The organism is Chitinophaga japonensis (assembly GCF_007830125.1).
GTDB classification, from domain to species: Bacteria; Bacteroidota; Bacteroidia; order Chitinophagales; family Chitinophagaceae; genus Chitinophaga; species Chitinophaga japonensis.
Window position 1 is genome coordinate 2099219 of sequence record NZ_VLLG01000002.1, and the last position, 23073, is coordinate 2122291.

General features: G+C 51.2%; 18 protein-coding genes and 1 tRNA gene. 9 read left to right on the forward strand and 10 right to left on the reverse strand.

The window, feature by feature from the left end:
• The first annotated feature begins 14 nt into the window (after positions 1–14).
• Positions 15–2021 (forward strand): serine hydrolase, encoded by a 2007-nt coding sequence (locus LX66_RS08665; RefSeq protein WP_145711843.1) that lies wholly within the window; start codon positions 15–17, stop codon positions 2019–2021.
• A 3-nt stretch (positions 2022–2024) separates the two neighbouring features.
• Here LX66_RS08665 and LX66_RS08670 read toward each other — a convergent pair whose 3' ends face one another.
• From LX66_RS08670 to LX66_RS08685, 4 genes are all read right to left on the reverse strand, one after another.
• Positions 2025–2375 (reverse strand): VOC family protein, encoded by a 351-nt coding sequence (locus LX66_RS08670; RefSeq protein WP_145711845.1) that lies wholly within the window; start codon positions 2373–2375, stop codon positions 2025–2027.
• A gap of 30 nt (positions 2376–2405) precedes the next feature.
• Positions 2406–3311, reverse strand: a complete 906-nt coding sequence (locus LX66_RS08675) for a mechanosensitive ion channel family protein (protein WP_145711847.1) — start codon at positions 3309–3311, stop codon at positions 2406–2408.
• A 48-nt stretch (positions 3312–3359) separates the two neighbouring features.
• A complete protein-coding gene (locus LX66_RS08680; RefSeq protein ID WP_211366078.1) occupies positions 3360–4058 on the reverse strand; it encodes a LytR/AlgR family response regulator transcription factor in 699 nt (232 codons plus the stop codon).
• A 66-nt stretch (positions 4059–4124) separates the two neighbouring features.
• A complete protein-coding gene (locus tag LX66_RS08685; protein WP_145711852.1) occupies positions 4125–5141 on the reverse strand; it encodes a sensor histidine kinase in 1017 nt (338 codons plus the stop codon).
• A 125-nt stretch (positions 5142–5266) separates the two neighbouring features.
• Here LX66_RS08685 and LX66_RS08690 point away from each other — a divergent pair, with 125 nt between their 5' ends.
• The gene (locus tag LX66_RS08690) at positions 5267–6208 is read left to right on the forward strand and encodes a DUF6268 family outer membrane beta-barrel protein (protein ID WP_211366081.1); all 942 of its coding nucleotides are present in this window, start codon (positions 5267–5269) and stop codon (positions 6206–6208) included.
• Positions 6209–6423: 215 nt separating this feature from the next.
• Here LX66_RS08690 and LX66_RS08695 read toward each other — a convergent pair whose 3' ends face one another.
• The 4 genes from LX66_RS08695 to LX66_RS08710 all read right to left on the reverse strand — a co-directional run bounded on the left by LX66_RS08695 (position 6424) and on the right by LX66_RS08710 (position 8686).
• Positions 6424–6879, reverse strand: coding sequence for a hypothetical protein (locus tag LX66_RS08695; protein WP_145711854.1), 456 nt, complete (start codon positions 6877–6879; stop codon positions 6424–6426).
• Complete coding sequence (locus LX66_RS08700; protein WP_145711856.1) at positions 6879–7472, reverse strand: Panacea domain-containing protein; 594 nt, start codon at positions 7470–7472, stop codon at positions 6879–6881. Before LX66_RS08700 ends, LX66_RS08695 begins: the two co-directional genes overlap by 1 nt.
• A gap of 255 nt (positions 7473–7727) precedes the next feature.
• Positions 7728–7799: transfer RNA gene (locus LX66_RS08705), tRNA-Glu, on the reverse strand.
• Positions 7800–7867: 68 nt separating this feature from the next.
• Positions 7868–8686 carry an AraC family transcriptional regulator gene (locus LX66_RS08710; protein WP_145711858.1) on the reverse strand — a complete coding sequence of 273 codons (819 nt, stop codon included), beginning with the start codon at positions 8684–8686 and terminating at the stop codon, positions 7868–7870.
• A 122-nt stretch (positions 8687–8808) separates the two neighbouring features.
• On the opposite strand from LX66_RS08710, the gene LX66_RS08715 reads away from it, so the two are divergent.
• Positions 8809–9147: a YciI family protein gene (locus LX66_RS08715; RefSeq protein WP_145711861.1), complete on the forward strand. Its 339-nt coding sequence runs from the start codon at positions 8809–8811 to the stop codon at positions 9145–9147.
• Positions 9148–9213: 66 nt separating this feature from the next.
• A complete protein-coding gene (locus LX66_RS08720; RefSeq protein ID WP_145711863.1) occupies positions 9214–10440 on the forward strand; it encodes an RNA polymerase sigma factor in 1227 nt (408 codons plus the stop codon).
• 110 nt (positions 10441–10550) lie between these two features.
• On the opposite strand, the gene LX66_RS08725 is transcribed toward LX66_RS08720, so the two are convergent.
• Complete coding sequence (locus LX66_RS08725; RefSeq protein WP_145711865.1) at positions 10551–11753, reverse strand: copper amine oxidase; 1203 nt, start codon at positions 11751–11753, stop codon at positions 10551–10553.
• Positions 11754–11859: 106 nt separating this feature from the next.
• The gene (locus LX66_RS08730) at positions 11860–13116 is read right to left on the reverse strand and encodes an ROK family transcriptional regulator (RefSeq protein WP_244620339.1); all 1257 of its coding nucleotides are present in this window, start codon (positions 13114–13116) and stop codon (positions 11860–11862) included.
• 147 nt (positions 13117–13263) lie between these two features.
• Here LX66_RS08730 and LX66_RS08735 point away from each other — a divergent pair, with 147 nt between their 5' ends.
• The 5 genes from LX66_RS08735 to LX66_RS08755 are packed head-to-tail and all read left to right on the forward strand — an operon-like array spanning position 13264 to position 23065.
• Positions 13264–14484, forward strand: a complete 1221-nt coding sequence (locus LX66_RS08735) for an AGE family epimerase/isomerase (RefSeq protein ID WP_145711867.1) — start codon at positions 13264–13266, stop codon at positions 14482–14484.
• A gap of 40 nt (positions 14485–14524) precedes the next feature.
• Positions 14525–16390: an FAD-dependent oxidoreductase gene (locus LX66_RS08740; protein WP_145711869.1), complete on the forward strand. Its 1866-nt coding sequence runs from the start codon at positions 14525–14527 to the stop codon at positions 16388–16390.
• A 44-nt stretch (positions 16391–16434) separates the two neighbouring features.
• Positions 16435–19632: a SusC/RagA family TonB-linked outer membrane protein gene (locus LX66_RS08745; protein ID WP_145711871.1), complete on the forward strand. Its 3198-nt coding sequence runs from the start codon at positions 16435–16437 to the stop codon at positions 19630–19632.
• Between the two features lie 17 nt (positions 19633–19649).
• Positions 19650–21356 (forward strand): RagB/SusD family nutrient uptake outer membrane protein, encoded by a 1707-nt coding sequence (locus LX66_RS08750; protein ID WP_145711873.1) that lies wholly within the window; start codon positions 19650–19652, stop codon positions 21354–21356.
• A gap of 32 nt (positions 21357–21388) precedes the next feature.
• Positions 21389–23065 carry a DUF5018 domain-containing protein gene (locus LX66_RS08755; RefSeq protein WP_158642577.1) on the forward strand — a complete coding sequence of 559 codons (1677 nt, stop codon included), beginning with the start codon at positions 21389–21391 and terminating at the stop codon, positions 23063–23065.
• The last annotated feature ends 8 nt before the right edge of the window (positions 23066–23073 follow it).

The window sequence follows — 23073 nt, forward strand, 5'->3', positions numbered from 1 at the left end:
CTAAATAACGGTATATGTTAAAACTACCGGTAAAACCAGTTGGCCTCTTTGCACTATGTCTCCTGCTCTGCCAATCTTTGCTGGCCCATAATGGCAAAGTGGCTTATGCCTACCCCCTTGGTAAAATAACTGTGGACGGCGATCTCTCCGACTGGCCGCAAACAACTGTTAAATACCAGATCAAAACGAATATATCGGAAACGGGCCCTGCAGATGGTGCTGATTTCAGCGGCTTTTTTCAACTGGGCTACCGGCTGGAGGAGCGCTCTTTATATATTGCTTTTACCGTAACGGACAACGATTTTATAGAAGACACCACTAAAAATGTCCGCTTTGACACCCAGGACGGGCTGGAGTTGAGTATTGACGCGCGGCACCTGCCTTTCGGTTCCGGAGTGGCCTCGTTTATGTACAGCAAAAAACTGCGCAACACGAACCAGGCCATGTACGACCCCTTTGCCCGGAGCGCCTCCTGGGATATTGCGGAGGTGGGCTTTGCCAGGAAGGGCCATGTACGCTACTATGAATGGCGCATTGACCTGGGTGAGCAGATGGCGGTAGGAAAATCGGTGGGTTTTGATTTCCTGGTGTTTGACAAGGATGGAGACGGCAGCTTTTCTTTTACCGGTTGGGGCAAAGGGGGTTATAAGTTCAGGAACCCCAACAGCCTGGGAGATGTGATGTTGTTGCCTGCTGATGAAAAGCTGGCCACCGTTGCCGGGAAAGTCAACTGGGACCGGCCCATGAAAGAGCCGTTGCCGGGGCAGGTCCGTTTGCATGCGGTGCAAAACCCGGCCTGCTGGGTAGCTGCCGGCCTGGATAGCATGGGCAACTATTCCGTGGAAGTACCGGGTGGCGAATACGAGATACGCCTGCCGGATAGCTATTTCCAAAGCGGGAAAAATGTGTATGCGCTTGGGCAGGCTACCCCCCTGGTAATTTCGGCGAAAACGGGGCAGATGAATCCCGCTCCCGGGCTTGCCATTGCCGGCACCCCGGTACCGGACCTGATCCCGGATAAAGGCGTTCTCCATGATTTCGGGCCGGCCAGCGCCGGTAAGGTGGATCATTTTATAACCACCTATCAAAAGTACTACCAGATCCCCGGCGTTTCACTTGCGCTGATAAAGGACGGGCGATTGGTGTACTATAAAACATATGGTGTCCGGAACACTTTTACCGGCGAGAAAGTAGACGAGCACACGCTTTTCGAAGCAGCTTCCGTTACCAAACCGGTGTTTGCTTTTGCGGTACAGAGGCTGGCGGAGCGTGGGGTCATTGACCTGGACAAGCCGCTCTATCTCTACTTACCCTATGAAGACATCGCTTACGATGAGCGTTATAAGCTGATAACGGCCAGGCATGTGCTCACGCATCGTACCGGCTTCCCCAACTGGCGATGGATGAATAAGGACGGGAAACTGAACCTGCTGTTCACCCCCGGTACAAAATATAATTATTCCGGCGAAGGCTTTGAGTACCTGAAAATGGTGGTGGAAAAAATTACCGGGAAGAAGGTGGAGCAGGTTTTACAGGAGGAGGTGATACAGCCGGTGGGGCTTTATCATACGTTCTTTTCGAGGAATGATTCCCTGAAACAGATGGTCGCCAACGGGCATTTTGATATGCTCCCCGTTTATGATGAATTGCCGGCATCCCCTGGTATGGCTTATTCCATGCATACGGAGGCCCGTATCTTTACCAGGTTTATGCTGTACCTGCTGGAGCAAAAAGGATTGAACGCGGAGACCTACCATACCATGTTGCAGAAACAATCCGATTTCAATTATGATCCCGGGGAAGAAAAACCGGCCATCCCTGCCTATATGGGTATGAGCCTGGAGATACGGGAAACGCCCTTCGGTAAATCTTTTGGCCATGGCGGGAACAATGGCGATTTCAGGTGCCATTTTGAGGTGTATAAGGACCTGAAAATGGGCTACGTGGCTTTTACCAATGCCAATACCGCTTACCCGATGTTAAGCGTGCTGCGGCAGTTTTTGGTGGAGGGGAAAGAGTAGCCGCTATTCAACAAAATGCCAGCATACGCCTGCCACATCTATGATATTTACTTCTTTGCCGTAAGGTTGTTGCTTAACGTCGCCCACACGGATACCAAACTTTTCCGGCAATTGCTGCTCCAGAACAAAGCTTCTGAAGGCGCTGGCATTTTCCACCCGGACGGTCAGCATAAAGTTCTGCGCAAATTCGGGCGCGTCATAATGCTGCAGGATGAACCTGCATTCATCTTTCTCAAAGCCGGCATAGCCCGGGGCTTCAAAGCTGATGTTGAACCCTAATGCCAGGAAGAGCTGCTTTGATTTTTCAAAGTCGCTTCCTGAAGGAACAAAGGGTTGGAGGGAAAGGAACTTCATGTGGAGGTTTTTATAGTTAAATACCTGCTATTAATCCGCATCCTGGTGGGTATTCACCTCCCTGCCGGAAAAGGAAAGGATAGTGCTGTTCAGCAGCCGTTTTATTTTGCGCTCGGTTTCTTTATCCGGCCGCGGCATCAGGAACTGTATCTTGTAGTGTACGGCATCTTTCTTTATCTCCAGTATCTTCAGTGAAAAGCTGCTGTCTGTTATGTTGCTGGAAAAAGGAAGCAGCACGGTCTTCAGCTCTTTCTCTATTATCTCGGGAGAGATGTGGTGCTTTAAGTCCAGCTCAAACTCTATGGTCAGCTTTTTGATGTTCTGTTTACTTTGGTTGATCACCATAGAGGAAAAGATCACGGAATTGGGGATCAGTACGATATCATCATCCTCATTCTGGAGTACTACGTTCACCAGCGTAATATCCAGCACTTTGCCCCGGTATTCGTTCACCTTGATCTGGTCGCCGAGCGACAGTTGATCGGAGAACATAATGATCAGGCCATTGATCATATTCGTAATATAGTCCTTGGACAGCAGGGCGAGCGCCGCCGCGGCGATGCTAAGGCTGAAGAACAGCTCGGATAATTTCTGCCCGAAAAAGATCAGCATGGCCACCAGGAGGAAAACCGTATTCAGCACGGAGGTAATGCGGTTAATACCCAACACGAAGTTGTCGCGTGTCAGTTTCTGCAGGCGGTGCTTTTGCAGGTACCAGAAGATGGTGACGATCCAGCCGACGGATATCAGGAGATTGGCCCCCAGGAACAGGGAAAGGGCGTTTGTAGCCCGCTCCAGCCAATGGTACTTGCTAAACAGGTCGCGTTGACTGAAGCTGAAGTAGGTTAGTCCCAGGTATACCAGCAGCTTGATAACAAAAATAAATATTTGGTTCCTGAACCTCTTCCGGTTATAGGTGGCCTGATCGGTAAGCATGATGTCAAAAATACGAAAAAAGCGGCTGCCGGGGGAGGGGGCCACTGCTCATTTGCTTATCAACTTAATGTACACTACCGCTTTAAGCAGCGCTTCTTTTCTGTAGCGTGAAATAGGGAGCTGTTTGCCGTCAATAAAAACCCGTCCTCCAGAAATAGCATCAATTTTATGCGTATTGATCAGGTAGGATTGATGTATCCTGAAAAAAGCGTCTTTCGGCAGCATTTCCTCTAAGGAGGTCATGGTTTGATGGATAATGAAGGTCTTTTCTTTAAAATGCAGTTTCAGGTAATTCTGCATTCCTTCCACAAATAGAATGTCCTGCCAGATAATTCTCTGAAAGGTGTCTCCCTGCCTGATATACATATCGGCATCCGCCCCATCCTTGCTATTTTGCAAAATGAGACGGGATTGGAATATGCTCAGCGCCTTGTTTGCTGCCTGGAAAAAGCGCTGAAACTCCAAAGGCTTCACCAGGTAATCTACCACATTCAACCGGAAGCCTTCCAGCGCGTGCTCGGAGTAAGCGGTGGTTAAGATGGTAAGGGGAGATTTATCCAAAGACTGCAAAAATTCAAGTCCCGAAAGCATTGGCATATTGATATCCAGAAACATCAAGTCAATATCCTTCGTTTTCAGGATCTCCGTTGCTTTCATGGCAGAGGTGCAGGTATCTGCAACTTCCAGGAAATCCAGTTGGTTAATAAAGTTAGCCACTCCTTTTATGGCGATCGGCTCGTCGTCCACAATGAGGCACTTTAAAAGCAGGTTGCTTGTTTGTTTAGACACTATTTCTCCCATAACATTTATAACTTATAATTTGATAACCAGTTTAGTATAATAAGTCGTTTCAGCATCCCTGATCGTCAAATCGTAATGCTCTCCGTAAAGAATTTCCAAACGTTTTTTCACATTTTTCAGTCCTATTCCCGAAACGGGATCTTTTTCCTGTTGAATGCCTGATTTAGAGTTTTCAACCTCTAGACAAATTGAATCAGCTATTTGCTCAAAAGTTATGTTTACATAAACCATTTCTGAAATTCCCCGGGCCACATGCTTGAAGGCGTTTTCAATAAAGGTGATTAATAATAAGGGAGGAAATGCTTTATGGTTATCCTCGATCTTCCACGAACAATTGATGGCCAGCTCATTTCCCCATCTCACTTTTTCTATCTCAATGAAGTCTTTTAGAAATTGAACCTCCTCCGCTATGCTTACCTTGCTGTTTTTGCTGCCATCCAGTTGATAGCGCAGTATCTTGGAATACCTTATCAGCAATGAAGATGCTAAGTTTACATCCTCCTGCATCAATATATTAATGTGGTTCAATACATTAAACATGAAATGGGGACTGATCTGCTGCTGAAGTATCTGCAACTGGGATTTAACCAGCGCTTCGTGCAATTTCATACTCTCCTCGTGGAAACGCAATCCGCAAAATCCGAAATTCACAAACAACGCCACCAGGAGTGCATTTATATACATAATGCTGAAGAGATTCCTCCCCAACAGCAGTTCCGACGGGGGAAGAAAGCCGCTTTCTTCCAGGTAGAGAAAACCATGCAAAATAACCGGTATAAATAGCGCAGATATTGCTGACACCAGGAAAAACTGCCCGGTAAACAAAAGCATCCGGTTTTGTCTCATTGCTTTTTGCAGCAGGCTTTTGCTCAAATAGGTTGTGAATGGGTATAAACATGACATGATGCTGATTGCCAGCAAACCACCTTCCAGCATAGAGGAGTCTGGTATATACCGAACCCAGAAAACAATGGTCAGGAAAATCCAGATCAGTATTACAAACCGGTCGTATTTCTTTAGAAGCGTCATACGGCAAAGTTAAGGGTATATAGCCTTCAGCCTGGTTACCAGGCGTCAAAGCAAAACGCCCATCAGTCAAAACAATTTCTACCCTGCAGCTACCCGCTTCATCTTTGTTCCAATAAATGCCAAGAATGTTTGATTTAGTGAAAACTGTTTATTTAAAAGCTATGAGATCATTATTGATAAGTGTGTTGGTTATAGGTATTGCTTCTACGAAAAGCAATGCACAGGCCTTTTTCAAGACCGAGTATTTCGGAACGTCCGGCTACCAGATGACGGAAGGTGATTCCCGTCAGCGAATAGGAAATAGCAAGGGTTCGGCCATCGTCTACCAGGCCGGTATCAACATCCCCCTGTCCAAAGAGTTAAACGAATTGAACCGTCCAACCATGTGGTCTATCGGTGTTGGGGGAGCCTACGTAGATCTTAACAATAAGAATTTTACCCGGCCGTTGGTTGTCGACAAGGTCTTAAATGCAGGCCTGAGCCTGAACTACCAGCGGCCATTAAACGACCGGTGGTCGCTCAGAACGGGTGTTGGTGTCGGAATCTTTATGCCCACTACTGATCTGTCGCAAATAAGGTTCAAAAATGTATTGGGCAGCATTAGCGGGGTATTTATCCGTCATTTGAGGCCCAACCTGGACCTGGGTGGCGGGCTTGCTTTAAACAACTCTTTCGGGTTTCCCATGCTATTTCCCGCTTTTTACCTTAGCTGGAGAACAGCAGGGCGTTATTCGGTACAGGCTTCGTTGAGGGATGGTCTTGAAGTGTCAGCAGGCTACACATTTAATGAAAACATCAAGCTAAACCTGGTGATGGAGGTTAACGGGCAGATGGCCTTACTGGAACAGGAAGGGAAGGATAAAATATTCACCCATCAATATGTTGTCTTCGGATTGCGCCCGGAAATAAAGTTAGGGAAACGCATGACCATCCCCGTCACTTTCGGCTTGAATGCTACACGCACCGCACAGATAACTGACAGGAGTCTGAAGACAATCTTTCAGGACAAAGGATATTCTTTCCGGGGATCGATTTACGCTGCAGCAGGGTTGCAAGTCAGGTTTTAAGGGACGGTCATCCAACCATCGGGTGTTTGAAGATAATGCCCTTGCTATCAACAAAAAAAGGGTGCTCGTAAAAGAGCAACCCTTCATAATTTGAAGCGCCGGCTTCATTTGTACCCCCTATCGAAAAGTTCTCGAACTTTTTCCTGGGGGATTTGAAAGTGTTGGCGGGTATAGGTAGCTAGCGTTCTATAGGTGTACAAATGCGCTAAGACTTTTTAAACGGTTAAAAAATCATCTTCTGAAGGTAAAATAGCTTTAATTTCTTCTTCTATTAGAGGACTCGCCCGGAGGCCAATAATAATTTGCTCATAGTAAATATCAGATATTTCGCCTGAGTATTGAATTATAGAGGAATCATACATCTTCTTAAACTCATTAGCAGTATATATAAAGCAATTGTTACAATCTACAAATGTCTCTTTGGTAAAGGGACTGCTATCTTCATTTGGTTTTATATAGACCAGGGTCTCATTGGGTAAGTTTCTTGATTCAATGAACCTTCTCCGGGATTCAAATTGTGATGTGCAACAGGTGAAGACTAATAGACTTTCATCAGTTTTTTTAATACATATAAAGTAATGAGGAACTCCTGTAGTTATCTTTGGGGTCGTAAAATAATATACCTTTCTTTCCCGCACAGCGGATAAAAACAAATCAAATGGTATCTTCATTATAAGATGGATGATATCTTTTGGCTTTCTAAATAAATATCTTTTGAAAGTTGAATAGAAGAGGGATCATCTATGAACAGATCAGAACCATCTTGTATATTTTCAAAAAAATCAAGATAATCCATTTCAAATCTTGAAGCAACCTTTTGATTTAAAGCAGATTCATATTTTTGCCATTCAGGGAATTGATGCGATAGTTCGCTAAGTTTGAATTGATCGCAGGCACCATAATTTTCCCAGATAGTTTGAATAGCGTTAAGATCTGTTTGGGAAAATACCTTTGTATCTGAGTTTTTATTTGTTTTGTAGTTGAATTTGTCAGTAATTACAATAAATTCGTTGGAATAGCTTAGCTCATCTTCACTTAATGAGAAAGAGTTTAATTCCAGGATATCTCGTGTTGTAGAAGGAACCGGACCATAAGGGAGCGCAAAATAGACATCACCGGTTATAGTTCTGCCATAAGTTCTAAGGTGCAATCTATCCGCAAGCCAAATCAATTTGATGGCTTTCATTTTATTTAGCGCTCCACCGCTTTTTTGAGCAAGATAGTTTAGCGCCTGAACGGCTTTTTTATAATTAAAACCTCTCATTGTTCAAAGGTAGCAATTTTTTTTAACAGGAATACTAAATTTTTTAGCAATCAATAACTGTTCAATCATTGGCTTAATTCCAGTTAATCATATCCAGATTGTTAAGAAAGGATTGGACAAAAGATAAATTGATTTGTATTATGGTCTTGTTATACGTTATATGCACAACATACTCACTGGGATTGAACAATATGTAAACGTGTAGAATTAAAAAAGGTTTTAAATTATTGAATTTAAAACCTTTTAACTTTTTTGTACCGCGTACGGGAATCGAACCCGTGATTCATCCGTGAAAGGGATGCGTCTTAACCCCTTGACCAACGCGGCCTTTCTTTTTTGGGATGGCAAAAGTAAGCAAAAGCCCGGTAAATCAAAAAAATAATTTCCCCAAACCATCAATCCCTGCCCACACAAAAGTTGCCGGCCTCATGCAGTTGCTGGAACTGCTGCGGGGATATACCAGTGTAATATTTGAAATCCTTTATGAGGTGGCTCTGATCATGGTAGCCATACTGTACCACCAGCTCAAGCCAGTTGATCTTTGCTTTCGGCTGACCAGGCAGGGAGGACAATACCTGCTTGAAGCGCAGGAAACGCAGCAGCTCCTTTGGGGAATAGCCAACATATTTCCGGAAACGCAGTTGTACGGTCCGTTCGGAAAGGCCGTACCTGTCCGCGATCACCTTTACCGGGTTCAGCAGCGGATCATGCAGGGCGGCCACATTGTCCAGCATAGGTTGGGTGGCTGCTTCGCTTTGCGGGATGTGCAGCAGCAGGTAGTCGGTTAGCGCTGCAATCCGCTTTCCCGGTTCAGGGAGGGCGGCCAGCATCTGCCAGATATCCTCCAGCCTTTGCGTGTGCGCCTGCACCCCGGTCTCTTCCAGCTTGTCCGGCGAGAGGGGCAGGAAACGGTAAAACCCGTCCAGGATAAACGGCAGTATCAGCAGGTCGGCGCCCGGCGGCAGGGCATAGTTCATCATTTTGCGCAGCGGGCCCAGGATGCCGATGCGGTCAATGGCGTGCCCGCCGATAGCTGCATCCGCAAATGAAAAGGACACCGGCGGCCCGAAATTAAAGACCACCATCATTTCCAGGTTGGGCGACAGGTGCTGCTCCCCGGGCGATGCATTTTCAGGCACGGATATCACATAAAAATGGCTCAATACGCCCGCCAGACGGGCATCGGTTTCATATCTGCTGCCAAAAGCGGCCATAGCTGCGTTTGTTTTATCATGCTAACTTAGCAAAAAAGTAGGTCGTGGATGTCCAATTCACCCGGTCTCGATCATTATTGAGGTGTAATGTATATATTCAATAACGATTAAAGCTATCAAAAATGAAAGAGTTCATGTTATTATTCCGTCAACCAAGCTATGATTACAGCAACACCCCTAAAGAAGAAATGCAGGCGCTCGGCAAAAAATGGCAGGATTGGGTGGGCGGTATTGCCGCACAGGGCAAATTAGCCGGCAACGGTCCCCGCCTGGCTATGGAAGGTAAAGTGCTGAAAGCCGGCGGTGTGGTGACAGATGGTCCTTTCGTGGAGATCAGGGAGCGGCTGGGAAGTTTTATCCTGGTGAAGGCGGATAACCTCGATGACGCCACCACCCTGGCGCATGGGTGCCCCGCACTGGACGCCGGCGGCAGCGTGGAGATCCGGCCTATTTTTGAATAAACAGGTATTGCACCAGCAAAGCCTGCTCCTGTAGCCGAGCGGGCTTTGTTGCCATTGATGATAAAAATGGAACAGGCAGCGTTAAAACAGTTATTCCAGCAGGAGTTTTCCAAAATGGTAGCGGTGATCAGTAAAATATACGGGTTGCAGCATATTGAACTGGCGGAGGACATTGTGAGCGAAACATTCCTGCTGGCCACGGAAACATGGGCGGCCAAAGGCATGCCTCCCAATCCTGCTGCATGGCTGTACACCGTAGCCAGGCAGCAAACCTTATATCATTTCAGGAGGAACAGGATATTTACAGAAAAGGTGATGCCGGAGCTGACCTCCCGCCAGGAGAAGACGGATGAAGCAGCCCTGGATTTTTCGTTGCAGAATATCAAAGACAGCCAATTGCAGATGCTCTTTGCCGTATGCAATCCCGCCATTGCCAGCGAAGCCCAGATAGGGCTGGCATTGCGCATCCTGTGCGGTTTTGGTATCGATGAGATTGCCGAAGCATTTTTATCCAACAAGGAAACCATCAACAAAAGGCTGTTCCGGGCAAAGGAAAAATTAAGGACGGAGAATATAAAAATGGAACTGCCGCCGGAACCGGAGATCAGCAAGCGGCTGGATAATGTGCTGCACGTGCTGTACCTGCTTTTCAGCGAGGGATATTACTCCAAAACGCAAAACCAGATTCTGCGGAAAGACCTGTGCCTGGAAGCCATGCGCCTTTGCGTTATGCTCACGGAATACGACAGGACCAACCTGCCCCGGACCAATGCCCTGCTGGCGCTCATGTGTTTTCATGCATCCCGCTTTGGCGCCCGGCAAACGGAGGAAATGTCCCAGGTGCTGTATGAGCAGCAGGACCCCGCTTTGTGGGACACGGCGCTGATCAGCCAGGGCATGCATTTCCTGGACCTTTCCGCCGAAGGTAATGAAATAAGCTCCTACCACCTGGAGGCGCGTATTGCGTACTGGCACTGCCAGAAAGCGGATACACCGGAAAAATGGGAAGCCATCCTGCAGCTCTACAACCAGTTGCTGATGATCAACTATTCCCCCAGCGTAGCCCTGAACAGAACTTTCGCCTTATACAAGGCCAACGGGCAACACGAGGCCCTGCGGGAGGCGGAAAAACTGAAGCTGGAGAATAACCATTTCTATTTCCTGCTGCTGGGGGAACTGTATACCGGCATTGACGACAGGAAGGCGAAAATGAACTACCAGCAGGCCCGTGCGTTGGCCAAAACGCAGACGGAAAAAGAGGGGATACAGCAAAAAATTAACAACCTGCCATAAAGGAAAAGGGAACCGCCAAAGCATCGCTTCAGCCAGTTCCCTTCCGTTTGCTACTTTGCTTGCGTCTCCTGTGGAGATAACAGGTTAGGACAAAGTGGGTTGATCTGGTATTAAGGTTGCATGTCGATTGGAATAAATATCAGCGGGGTAGGCAGGCAGGACGCGCCCGGCGGTGAATAGGTAAAACGGATCGTTTGTACTGCTCCGTTGGCTGCCGGCGGAAACACCTGTACTAAAATGGCTTCAGGCGCCCTTTTGGTGATCAGGCGGTCAGCAGGTAGCTGGATGATGCCTTCCCGGAACTTGCCTTTGCTTACCACCATTGTATTGGCCATGCCGCCGCACCACTGGTTATTGTCGCTGCGCGCGTTCCAGGTTACCAGGGCCAGTCCCTTTCCGTCCGTGCTTTTCCATTTCAACTCCACGTTGTAAAGCACGCCATAGTTGCCGGCCAGTGTAGCCAGGGCGCCGGTAGTGCCTTCCCGGCCCAGCACCCAGGGATCATCTTTCCCGTCGGCCAGCACCAGTTGCACCATACCGTTCCGGGTATCCAGCGTGTCCCCGCTCAGTACCTCGTAGTTGCTTACGCCAAACAGGCCGCGGCCGGCGCCGCTGTGACTTTTGGAATGCAATACCGGCGCGCGTTTCAATGCGGTGGCAATGGGCGTTTCCGGGCTGGTTTGCAGCACGCTGATCTCGCCCGGCTGGTCGGTCACAAATTCGTAGATGCCGTGCACCAGCTCATCATATTTTACCAGCGCTTTTTCCTGCGCCGGGTCAATGGCTACCACCTGCCCGGGCTTTACGGTGCGTACGGTAGCCTGCGGCGTTGCGGCAAAATAATCCGCCAGTCCCTGCTTACCTACCTGGAAGTAGCTGACGCCGGGCTTTTGAGAGGAATATTTCAGCATGCGCAGGTGCATCACCTCCCTGCCGGTGTTTTTGATCACCGCCACTATTTTGGTGGTGATCTTTGCCGGTTCTTTTACACCGTTCACATTATACACATATAAGCGTACCGCGCCGGGCTTTACCTGCTCCTGCAGGGCAATGGCTTCCGGCACGCGTATGTACTCGGGATCGTCTGATATAATATATTGAGGACCGGGCAGCACGATCTTCTCATAACCGATCTTCGTGATCTGTTCATTTAACAGGCCGGGCAGCTCCACGATGCTTCCCTGGCTGGCATCTAACAGTTGCTGGTTCAGTTGGGCGGGCAGTGTTTGCGCGGAGGCCTGGAAAGGAAGGCACAGGCGGCTGCTGATCAGCAGCAGGGCCAGCCGGCCGGAACGGGTAAGTAATTGCTTCATGATGTTTATCTTAACAGAGATAAGTGATATTTATCGTCAATTAGGACAAACTTAATAAAAAAATTTAAAAACTAGAGCAATAAATAAATATTCTCTTCCGAAAGGATCATGGGAAGGATAACAGTTTATCCCTGGCGATCAGGCAGCCCCCGATCACGCCGGCTTTTTCCTGCAGCCGGGACATTACCAGTTGCGTATCGTTATTGACCAGGCTGAGGGAGTATTTATTGAGCGCGCTGCGTATGGGCAGGCGGATGTACTCGTCTGTTTCCGACAGGATGCCTCCCAGGATCACCAGCTCCGGGTTGAATATGTTGATCAGTACGGATATGCCCCGGCCTATCTTCTCGCCAATGCCCGCTATCAGCTCTATGCACAGCACGTCCTCGTTGCGGGTAGCGGCTATAATGGAAGAAAGGTGCAGCGGGTCCGGCAGCTTGTCGTGCTGCAGTAGCGAAGAGGAAGATCCCTGCGCGATCTTTTCCCGGAACAGGCGTATCAGCGCCTGCCCGGAGGCTTCCGTTTCCAGGCAGCCCTTTTTGCCGCAGTGGCAGATGATCTCGTTCGTGAACAGCGGGATGTGGCCAAACTCGCCGGCAAAGCCCGATTTACCGCGGTATATCTGCCCGTTGATCATAATGCCCAGGCCAATACCGTAGTCCAGGTTCACGAACAGCACATTCTTTTCATCCCTTACAATGCCGCGGTGAAACTCCCCGTAGGCCATGGCCCTGGAGTCGTTCTCCAGGTAGGTGCGAATGCCGGTGATCTGCTCGATAGTGGTGCTGAGCGGCTCTTCATGAAAATGGAAAAAGCTGTAGCTGTACCCGTTCTCGCTGTTTACCCGGCCGGAAAGGTTCATGCAGATGGCCAGTATGTTCCGGGTAGCTGCCGGCAGGTTGCTGATAAAATCCTGTATGATTTTAATAAGCTGGTCAAATGATTCCTGCGTATTGGCAAGCTGGTAGGGCACGTGCATTTCCGATGTTACCAGGTTCTTCTTGAAGTCCAGCAGCCCTATGTTCACATAATAATGCTTCACGTCCACGCCCATGAAAAAGGCGGATTCCGCTACCAGCCCGTACAGGCTGGCCCGCCGGCCTCCCTTTGAGTCCACTTTCCCCTGGTCCTTCACCAGCCCGTCGCCTATCAGCTCATTAATAAGGCTGGTGGTCTTGGGCACGCTGATGTTCAGCGCGGCGGCCAGGTCGGTGATAGTGGTGTTCCCGGTCTGGTCAAGGTGGTTGATGATAGCGCGTTTCAGCGCTTTATTCTTGTAAGCTACCCCCGAAATGGTCTCATCTGAAAAGATGTCAAATATGCTTTGATTCACCATGGACTGGCTGGGATTACTTTTTTTCATTGTTCTAAGATAATAGAATAGGTTTTAGTAAAAAGTAACAAAATGCGCTGAGTTAAATAAAATAATTTAAAAACTATTACCTAGTTAATTATTTAATTTATAAATTTACCTGTAAAAGTAAAATAAATTATAAACATAGCGGTTTTTATGACAGATGATGTACAGAACAGGAGCATGGTACAGGATACTTTAGCAGCAGCGCCCCCGGAAGCCAGCTATGCCGCCCTTTACCGGGATGAGTTGCTGGAGCGCGTACTGCCTTTCTGGTTGAAGCATAGCAAAGACGAGCAGCACGGTGGCTATTATACCTGCCTGCTCCGGGACGGACGTGTATTCGATACCGATAAGTTCATGTGGCTGCAGGGCCGGGAGGTTTGGTGCTTCAGTTATATGTATAATAATGTAGCCCCCAGGGAAGAGTGGCTGCAGATGGCGCTGCACGGCGCGGCCTTCATGGAAAAGTATGGCCGCGATGCCGCCGGCAACTGGTATTTTTCCTTAACGGCCGATGGCAGGCCTTTGACCCAGCCTTATAATATTTTCAGCGATTGCTTTGCCGCCATGGCCTTTGCCGCCCTGGATAAAGCCGCTCCCGACGACCGCTATAAAGAGATAGCCGTCAGCACCTTTAAAAATATACTGCAGAGAAAAGATAACTGGAAAGGCGTGTACAGTAAGGCCTATGCCGGCACCCGCCCGCTGAAAGGCTTCAGCCTGCCCATGATCCTCTGTAACCTGTCGCTGGAGCTGGAGCACCTGCTCGGCGCCCAACAGGTGAATGAGCTGATTCCCGCCGTGATCCATGAGGTGATGGAAGTGTTCTACCAGCCCGCACACGGGCTGATCGTGGAGAACGTGTATGCAGACGGCCGCTTCTCCGACAGCTTTGACGGCCGCCTGCTGAATCCCGGTCATGCCATAGAAGCCATGTGGTTTATCATGGACCTGGGCCAGCGCCTGCAGGATAAAGCGCTGGTGCGCAAAGCCTGCGATATTATGCTGCATACGCTGGAATATGGATGGGACAAGGAGCAGGGAGGCATCTTTTATTTCATGGACCTGCTGGGGCATCCGCCGCAGCAACTGGAATGGGACCAGAAACTATGGTGGGTGCACGTGGAGGCCCTGGTGGCCCTGTCCAAAGGATATGCGCTTACCGGGGACGAGCGCTGCCGGCAATGGTTTGAGACCGTGCACCGCTATACCTGGCAGCATTTCAGGGATGAGCAGCACGGGGAGTGGTTCGGCTACCTGAACCGGAAAGGGGAGGTGTTGCTGCAACTGAAAGGCGGCAAGTGGAAAGGATGTTTTCATGTGCCGCGCGCCCTTTACCAGGTCTGGAAAACCTGGGAGCAGCTATCGCAATAACCGCATCATTACCCTGACCATTTAAAATGTATCAACCAACATGACTGCCCGGCTCAAACACATACTGATCGTTCTGCTACTTGCTGCCACCGCGCCATTGCAGGCGCAAAAAGTCCATCAAACGGATGTGCTGATCATTGGCGGCGGCGCTGCCGGCACCATGGCCGGCATACAGGCGGCACGTATGGGTGTTAGCGTGGTGATTGCAGAGGAAACTACCTGGCTGGGAGGCATGCTTACCGCGGCCGGCGTATCGGCCATTGACGGGAACCACCGCCTGCCGGCCGGGCTATGGGGAGCGTTCCGCGAGCGGCTGTATCAATATTATGGCGGCCCGGATTCCGTGGCTACGGGCTGGGTAAGCAATACCCTGTTTGAGCCGCACGTAGGTAACCAGGTATTAAAGCAGTTGGCCGCAGCGGAGCGCAAGCTGCAGGTATGGTATAATACAGGGTGGACTTCCGTAAAAAGAGAGCAGGGCAAGTGGATGGTAACCCTGCAGCAGGGAACGCGGCAGCGCAGGGTGGTAGCGCCTGTATTGATAGACGCCACGGAACTGGGCGATGTAATGGCCGCTGCCGGTGCTGCATACCAGTTGGGAATGGATAGCCGCCATGAAACCGGCGAGGAGCTGGCGCCGGAAAAGGCCAATGATATTGTGCAGGACCTTACCTATGTGGCCATTCTGAAAGACTATGGCAAAGGAGCGGATAAAACCATTCCCCGGCCGGCAGGTTACCACGCATCGGAGTTCGACTGCAGTTGCGACGTCAGCGATCCCGCTACCTTCGACAGCTCGCAGAACAATTGCTACAAAATGATGCAGTACGGCCGCCTGCCGCATAATAAGTATATGATCAACTGGCCAAAATGCGGCAATGATATTTACCTGAACCTGGTGGAAAGCACACCGGCTGAAAGAGCCGCCGCCTTGCAGCAGGCCAGGCTCCACACGCTGCGTTTTGTGTACTACCTGCAAACGGCATTGGGCTACCGGCACCTGGGCCTGGCGGATGATGAATTCCCCACGGCCGACAGGCTGCCGATGATCCCCTACCACCGGGAGTCCCGGCGACTGAAAGGGTTGGTGACACTGACGCTGAATGAAGTGGCCCGGCCTTATGAAAGCAGGCTGCCTTTATACCGTACCGGCATTGCCGTAGGAGATTACCCGATAGATCATCATCATCTTAAAAACCCTTCCGCACCCGCTATAGATTTTGTAAAGATAAAAGTGCCTTCTTATAACGTGCCTATGGGCAGCCTCATTCCACAGGGTGTGGATGGATTGATCGTTACGGGGAAAAGCATCAGCGTTACCAATATTGTGAACGGGGCCACCCGCCTGCAGCCGGTGGTATTGCAACTGGGACAGGCGGCGGGTATGATGGCGGCGCTTTGCGTACAACAGGATAAACAGCCGGCGCAGCTCTCCGTGCGCGAGGTGCAGCAGCGGTTGCTGGAAGCCAACGGTTACATTATGCCTTTTATAGACATTACGCCGGCCGATCCGCACTTTATAGCCGTCCAAAAGATCGGCGCTACCGGCATCATCAAAGGCGCGGGCGTGCCTTACCGCTGGGCCAATCAAACCTGGTTCTACCCGCAGCAACTGGTGAGCGGGTATGAGCTGGTGCAGGGCCTGCGGCCGTACTATCCCGCATTGAATACTTACTGGTCCGCATCGGGGGACAAGCTTACCATAACGGACTTTGTGGACATACTGGCAGCCACCGGCGCGCACATCAGCGCAGCACAGGTAAACGCCGACCTGGAAAAGGCGGGCATCGCCCTTTCCGGCAAGGGGAGTGATGCCCGGCTGAACAGGCTGGCGGTGGCGGTGCTGCTGGACAGATACCTTCATCCTTTTGAAAAACCGATCACTATTTCAGGGAACCTGGAATAGCCTGTAACTAGTAACCACCATTTTATTAACCAAAGTAATTGTTTATGCAACAATTAAGGCATCTCTTTTTATCAGGCCGCGCTATATGGTTGCTCCTATGCCTCCTTGCGTGCCACCCGCTCTCCTTCGGCCAGACAAAAACGGTAACAGGCACCGTGACTGCTACCGATGGGCTGCCGCTTCCCGGCGCCTCCATCCTCATTAAAGGCACCAGCCAGGGCGCCTCGTCAGATGTAGACGGCAAATTCTCCCTGCAGTTGCCGTCGGATAAGGCGGTACTGGTGATCTCCATGATGGGCTTTACACCGCGCACCGTAGACGTAAGGGCCGGGGAAGCGGTGAAGATCACCCTGGAGCGAAGTCTCAAAGACCTGGATGAAGTAATGGTGGTGGCCTACGGCCGGCAGAAGAAAAGCAACGTGATCGGTTCCGTGGCGCAGATCAACGGCAGTGAGCTGAAGAAAGCGCCCACGATGAACATTACCAACATGCTGGGCGGTCGCCTGCCCGGCATCACTTCCCTGCAGCAATCCGGCCGTCCCGGTGCGGATGATGCGGCCCTGCGTATCCGCGGCGTGGGCACCTATGGCGCTAACCAGGGCCCGCTGATCATCGTGGACAATGTGCAGCGCCCTTCTTTCGCCAACCTGGACCCGGAAGAAATTGAAAGCATTACCGTGCTGAAAGATGCGGTGTCCACCGCCGTATACGGCTTGCAGGCCGCCAACGGTATTATCCTCGTTACTACCAAACGCGGTAAGAACCAAAAGCCGGTGATCACCTACGACGGTTCCATGACCTTCAATACGAATACCCGCTTTCCCAAATTCCTGAACGGACCGGATTACATGGAATGGTATAACAAGGGTACGGATATGGATAATGATTACCTGGCCCATACGGGCGCCGACCCGGTGCCTTACGTATACAGCCAGGAGCAGATAGATGCCGTCAGGAACGGCACCAACACCAATCCCCTGCTGGGCAATACCGACTGGATCGGCGAGCTGCTGGGCAACACCAGCATGACGCAGCACCACAACATCAGCGTGCGCGGCGGTACGGAGAAAGCGAAATACTTTGTATCCGGTGGTCTGCTGGACCAGGACGGGGTAGTGGAGAACACCAATTTCAAGCGCTATAACGTGCGCTCCAACCTGGACGCTACGTTGAATGAATATGTATCCGTAGCCCTGGACCTGGGCCTGCGGCAGCAGCACACCAACACGCCCGGCATATCGCCTGATAATACGGCTTATCTTAACCCGTTTTACCAGGCGGTGCGCATGCTGCCCAACCTGCCGATGTATGCGCCCAATGGTTTGCCCGTAGCGTACCAGAGCAATGCCGGCTGGGTAAACCCCGTGGCTTCCGTATTGCAGTCCGGCTACCAGAAAGCGCAGGCCAATATATTCCAGGGCAACCTGACCTTCCGCGTGAAAGTGCCCTGGGTAAAGGGCCTGGAGGCAAAGCTGCTCACTGCTTATGATAAAAGCAGCACCGAAAATAAAGGCTGGCTGACGCCCTACACCGTCATGGGTCGCCGCCGCGACCAGGTAAGCGGGGACTATACCACCATCAACACCCTGCCCGGTATCACCAAAACCACGCTGCGCCAGTCCTACAGCCAGTACAGCCGCCGCACTTTTCAGCCCAGCATCACTTATAATACCGAGGTGGGAGACCACAACATCAGCGCATTGCTGTTGTATGAATGGTCGCAGCAGCAATCCAATGTTTTCTCTACAGGCGCCAGCAATTTTGCGCTGACAGACCTGCACGAGATTGATTACGGCAGCAAAGCTACCGAAGACCTTATAGCGCCTACCGGCTCCAGCAAGATAGACGATTCCAGGGCCGGCGCCGTAGCGCGTATCAACTACAGCTATAAGGATAAGTACCTGCTGGAGCTGGCCAGCCGTTACGATGCTTCTGTCAACTTCCTGCCGGAGCACCGCTGGGAGCTGTTCCCCGCAGTAGGCGCCGGCTGGGTGATCAGCAAAGAGCCTTTCTTTGACAAGCTCAGTAAAACCGTCAGCTACCTGAAGGTGAAAGGCTCTGTTGGGCGTGTAGGCAATGACGTTACCAGTCGCTTTGCCTACCTCCAGACCTTTGCCTTAACGGAAGATCCCGTGGTAGTGATCGGCGGCACCCCGGTGTCTGCCCTGTACACCAGCGCGCCGCCGAATGTGAACCTCCGCTGGGAAACATCCACACAGAGCAATATCGGTTTTGAGTCCGTTTTCTTCGATGGCCTGCTGGGATTTGACTTTGAATGGTTCTACAAGATCACCAAAGACATCCTGGACAGCCCGGGCACCCTGTACCCCGCCTCACTAGGCGGCTATGCGCCTGCCAGCCTGAACTACGGCATTGTAGACAACCGGGGCTTTGACCTGCAATTGCGGCACCGCAATACCATCGGCAAGCTGCAGTACAATGTTACCGCTAACGTGAACTGGGCAAAGAACAAGATCATCCGGATGAATGAAAGCCCCGGCCTCCCCGAATGGCAGCGCCGCGTAGGCAGAAGCATTGGCGACAAGATGGGCTTTGTAGTGGACGGCATGTACCAGACCTGGGAAGAAGCTGCCAACGGTGCCTCTCCCAGCGGCGGGGTAATAGCGCCGGGCTTCTTTAAGTATAAGGACCTGAACGGAGACGGCCGCATTACCCGTGCCGACGATATGACCTTTGTGGGCCGCAGCAACCTGCCCCAACTGATGTATGGTTTGAACATAGACCTGCGCTATGGCGCCTTCGACTTCTCCGCCCTCTTCCAGGGCGCTGCAATAGCCAATGTAAGCCTGGCAGGCACTTATGAAGGCTCCAGCGGCACCAGCGGGATAGACGACAATACGCCTTTTACCAAAACCTTCTACGGTTACGGCAATGCGCCCTATTACCTGGTAGAGGATTCCTGGACGCCGGATAACCCGGGTGCAAAGTACCCGCGCCTCACTGCCTATAAGGCGCCGCTCTCTTCGCATAACGCGCATGCCAATTCCGGCTGGGTCCGGGATGGCTCCTACCTGCGCCTGAAATCGGCGCAACTGGGATTCAGCGTGCCTGAACGGCTGCTCAGCAGGATCAGGGTGCAGCAGTTGCGCTTTTATGTATCCGGCTTCAACCTCATTACCTGGGACAAGCTGAAATACATCGATCCTGAAATGCCGAACGTCAACAACGGTTTCTACCCGCAGCAGCGCATGTATTCAGGCGGCGTAACGCTTACTTTCTAAACCATAACACTGATCGTATGAACAAGGTAACTATCACCATAAAACACGCTTTACTGGCCGCTGGCATCATGGCAGCCGCGCATGGCTGTAAAGTGGATATACAACCAACGGACCGCTATACGGAAACAGCCGTGTGGAGCAACCCGGCCAACATGGAGCTTTATATCAACGGGATGTACAGCGAGTTCAAAACATTCCAGTTCGGTACTTTTCCCATTGGCTACAGCAATGCTACAGACGCGCTGAGCGATATTGAAAAATATACTTCCACCGTAGCCGGCAACGGCACCGTGAACATCCTGGCCACCGACGCATCCCGGGTAAATGCGGCCGGCCCCCAGTTGAATTACTGGACTGCGGGTTATACCCGCATCCGCCGCCTGAATGAATTCCTGGACGGCCTGGCCAAATATGCCAAAGTGGATGAGGATACCAAAGTGCAGTACGAGGCGGAAGCCCGCTTCATCCGCGGATACGTTTATTTCTGGCTGGTAAAGCTGCATGGCAGCGTCATATTGCTGGATAATATTGAACAGTACCTTAGCAAGGAGCATGAGCGTTCTTCCGAAGAGGATTGCTGGAAGTTCATCGCTGCGGATTTTGCCTTTGCAGCAGCGCATCTTCCCGAAGAGCGGGACGCCGCGCATACCGGCCGCGCTACCAAAGGCGCCGCCTACGGCATGCTGGCCCGTACCTGGTTATATGCCGCCAGTATTGCGGAGTATGACAGGAAGCAATTTAACCAGGACGCGCTCACCGGTGTAAGCGCCGCTAATGCGCAAACCTATTACCAGCACGCTGCGGATGCCGCACAGGCCGTGATGGACCTGGCCGCCCAGGGGCATTATGAGCTGGAGTCCGACTATGCCGCCATCTTCACGAACAGGAACACCAAAGAAGCTATTTTCAAGCTGGACTTTATAGCGCCGCAGGTCACCCACAATTTTGATCTTGGTTTTGCGCCTCCCGGCGATGCGCCGGGCCAGTGCCTGGTATACGGCGTGCCTACTGCCGAGCTGGTGGATGAATATGAAATGAGCGATGGCGCCAGATTTTCCTGGAGCGATCCGGCTATGGCGGCAGATCCGTACAGCAACCGGGAGCCGCGTTTCTACGCTTCCATCCTGTACAACGGCGCTTCCTGGAAGAACCGTACTATCAATACCACGCCTGCTGACGCTACGGAAGGATTTTCCGAATATGCCGTTACCACGGAGCCGCGCAAAACAGTAACGGGGTACTATATACGTAAAATGCTGAACCCTGCCAGCAATGACTTTGTAGTGAATAAAAGCACCCAGAGCTGGATAGAGCTGCGCTATGCCGAAATACTGCTGATAGCGGCAGAGGCCAGGACAAAGCTGAATGATATCAGCGGTGCGCAGCAGGCGCTGAATACCCTCCGGAATAAACGCGGGTTGCCGAATACCACCGCCGCTGCAGCTACCACCCTGATGCAGGCCATAGAGCATGAGCGCATGGTAGAGTTGGCCTTTGAAGGCCATCGCTACTGGGACCTGCGCCGCTGGCGCAAGGCGCATATTGTGCTGAACGGGGTACGCTTTACCGGTCACCGGGTTACGCCCACGGATGACGGGTTTAATTATGAAGTGGTGAACTGTGATAACATGGACAGGCAGTTTACACCGGCCCTGTACTACATACCTATTCCCGTATCCGAGCTGCAGAACAATCCTGCGCTGACCCAGATAAAAGGATGGTAGCGTTTACCTGTATCACACAAAAAAATAATCTCATGAAACCGAGCATATATCATTCTATCCTCTTTGTGGTAATGGCCGCCTGCCTGTGGTCCTCCTGCCGTAAGGCCGACCCGGTAGTGCGCAAGGAGCAGAGCGCATTAAGCGATATTTATATCACGATGGACGGCAAAGGCGGCGAGCGCCTGTTTGATCCCCGCTACAGCGCCAATAACGATACCATTTATTTTGATATTCCCTGGTATTACCCGGCAAGTTCAGATAATGAGGTGGACCTTACCAGGTTGATCATCCGGGCTACCATCCCTACGGATGCCGTTATGAGCCCGGCCCTGGGCGGGGTAATGGACCTGACCCAACCGTTTAAGATCGCCGTAACGGCCGGTAATGGCGCGCAGTCTGAATACGTGATCGTTGCCAGGAAGGTTGGAGACCTTTCTATTGCCAGCGCTGCTATCACTTTCACAGTGGACGGTGCGCCGCAGGAAGTGGAAGGCGTAATACAGGAGGACGCCGTGCTGTTCTACGTGCTGCCCGGTACCGATGTATCCAATGCTACTTTTACCTACGGGATCAACCCGCACTCCACCGCTTCCATTGCCAGTGGTACTGCCATCGATCTTTCGCAGGACCAGCCTTTTACCGTTACCGGTGTGGATGGGGTAGCCAGGACCTATACCCTGCGCGCGCTGGAACCGCAGAAGCTGGATTATGGCGTGGGCATCAGCCGCAAGCTGTGGACCAGGGCCGGCGCCGACCTGTCCTTTAGCGCCAATATGGAAACCTGCATCGCGGTAAGCGGCGACAACCTGGTGCTGGTGCGCAGGACCAACCCCTCTAAATACAGCGTGTTCAACCGCTTTACCGGCGCTTATACCGGCGAAATGTACAATCCCATTTCCGGCCTGTCATTCCAGTTGGTGAGCGATACCATGGGCAAAATGCTGGCCGCCTCCTGGGCGCCCAAGAATGCCCGCTTCATTTTGTATAAATACAACAACGTGGCGGATGCCAGCCCGGTGAAGCTGGTGGACTGGGTGAACACCAATCCCACCGGTATTACCGGCGACGGCGGTGTAGGCCGCCGGGTGAATATTTACGGCGACCTGGATAAGGATGCCGTGATCATGGCGCCGGCCGGGCAGTCCACCATCATTTATAAATGGCGGATCGAAAACGGCGCGCTGGTGAGCAATGAACCGGAAGTGATGAACTACCAGTCCATTGCCGGCAATGCCAGCACCTACATGGGGTATTATGCAGAGGCGCAGCCCATATCCGCCGCGCCCAACACCGACTATTTCCTGAACTACCAGTTTGAAGTAGCCCTGGTAAACGGCGCTACCAACACCAGGACGGCCGCGCTGACGCTGGAACCGAACGTGGTGTTTACCATGCCTACTGCCTATGGTTCCTTCAACAACGCTAATTACCTGGCTATTGTAAAATACCTGGAGACCTATGATCTCAACAAGGTGCAGATGGCCCTGTTTGATGTGACCAGCAGTTCCAGGATCAGCCTGCCGCCTTCGGATCCGGGGTACGCATCCTTTAATGTATTTAATTCGGACCTGTTGACCGGCACTGCCAATGGCAACGGCACGGCGGACATCTGCATCGGCTACAGCAACAACAAGGAGCGGATGCAGGTGTATATGCTGCTGACCAACGGCGGCATCATGGCCCACGAGTTTACCAACTATGCACCCTGATATTTTTA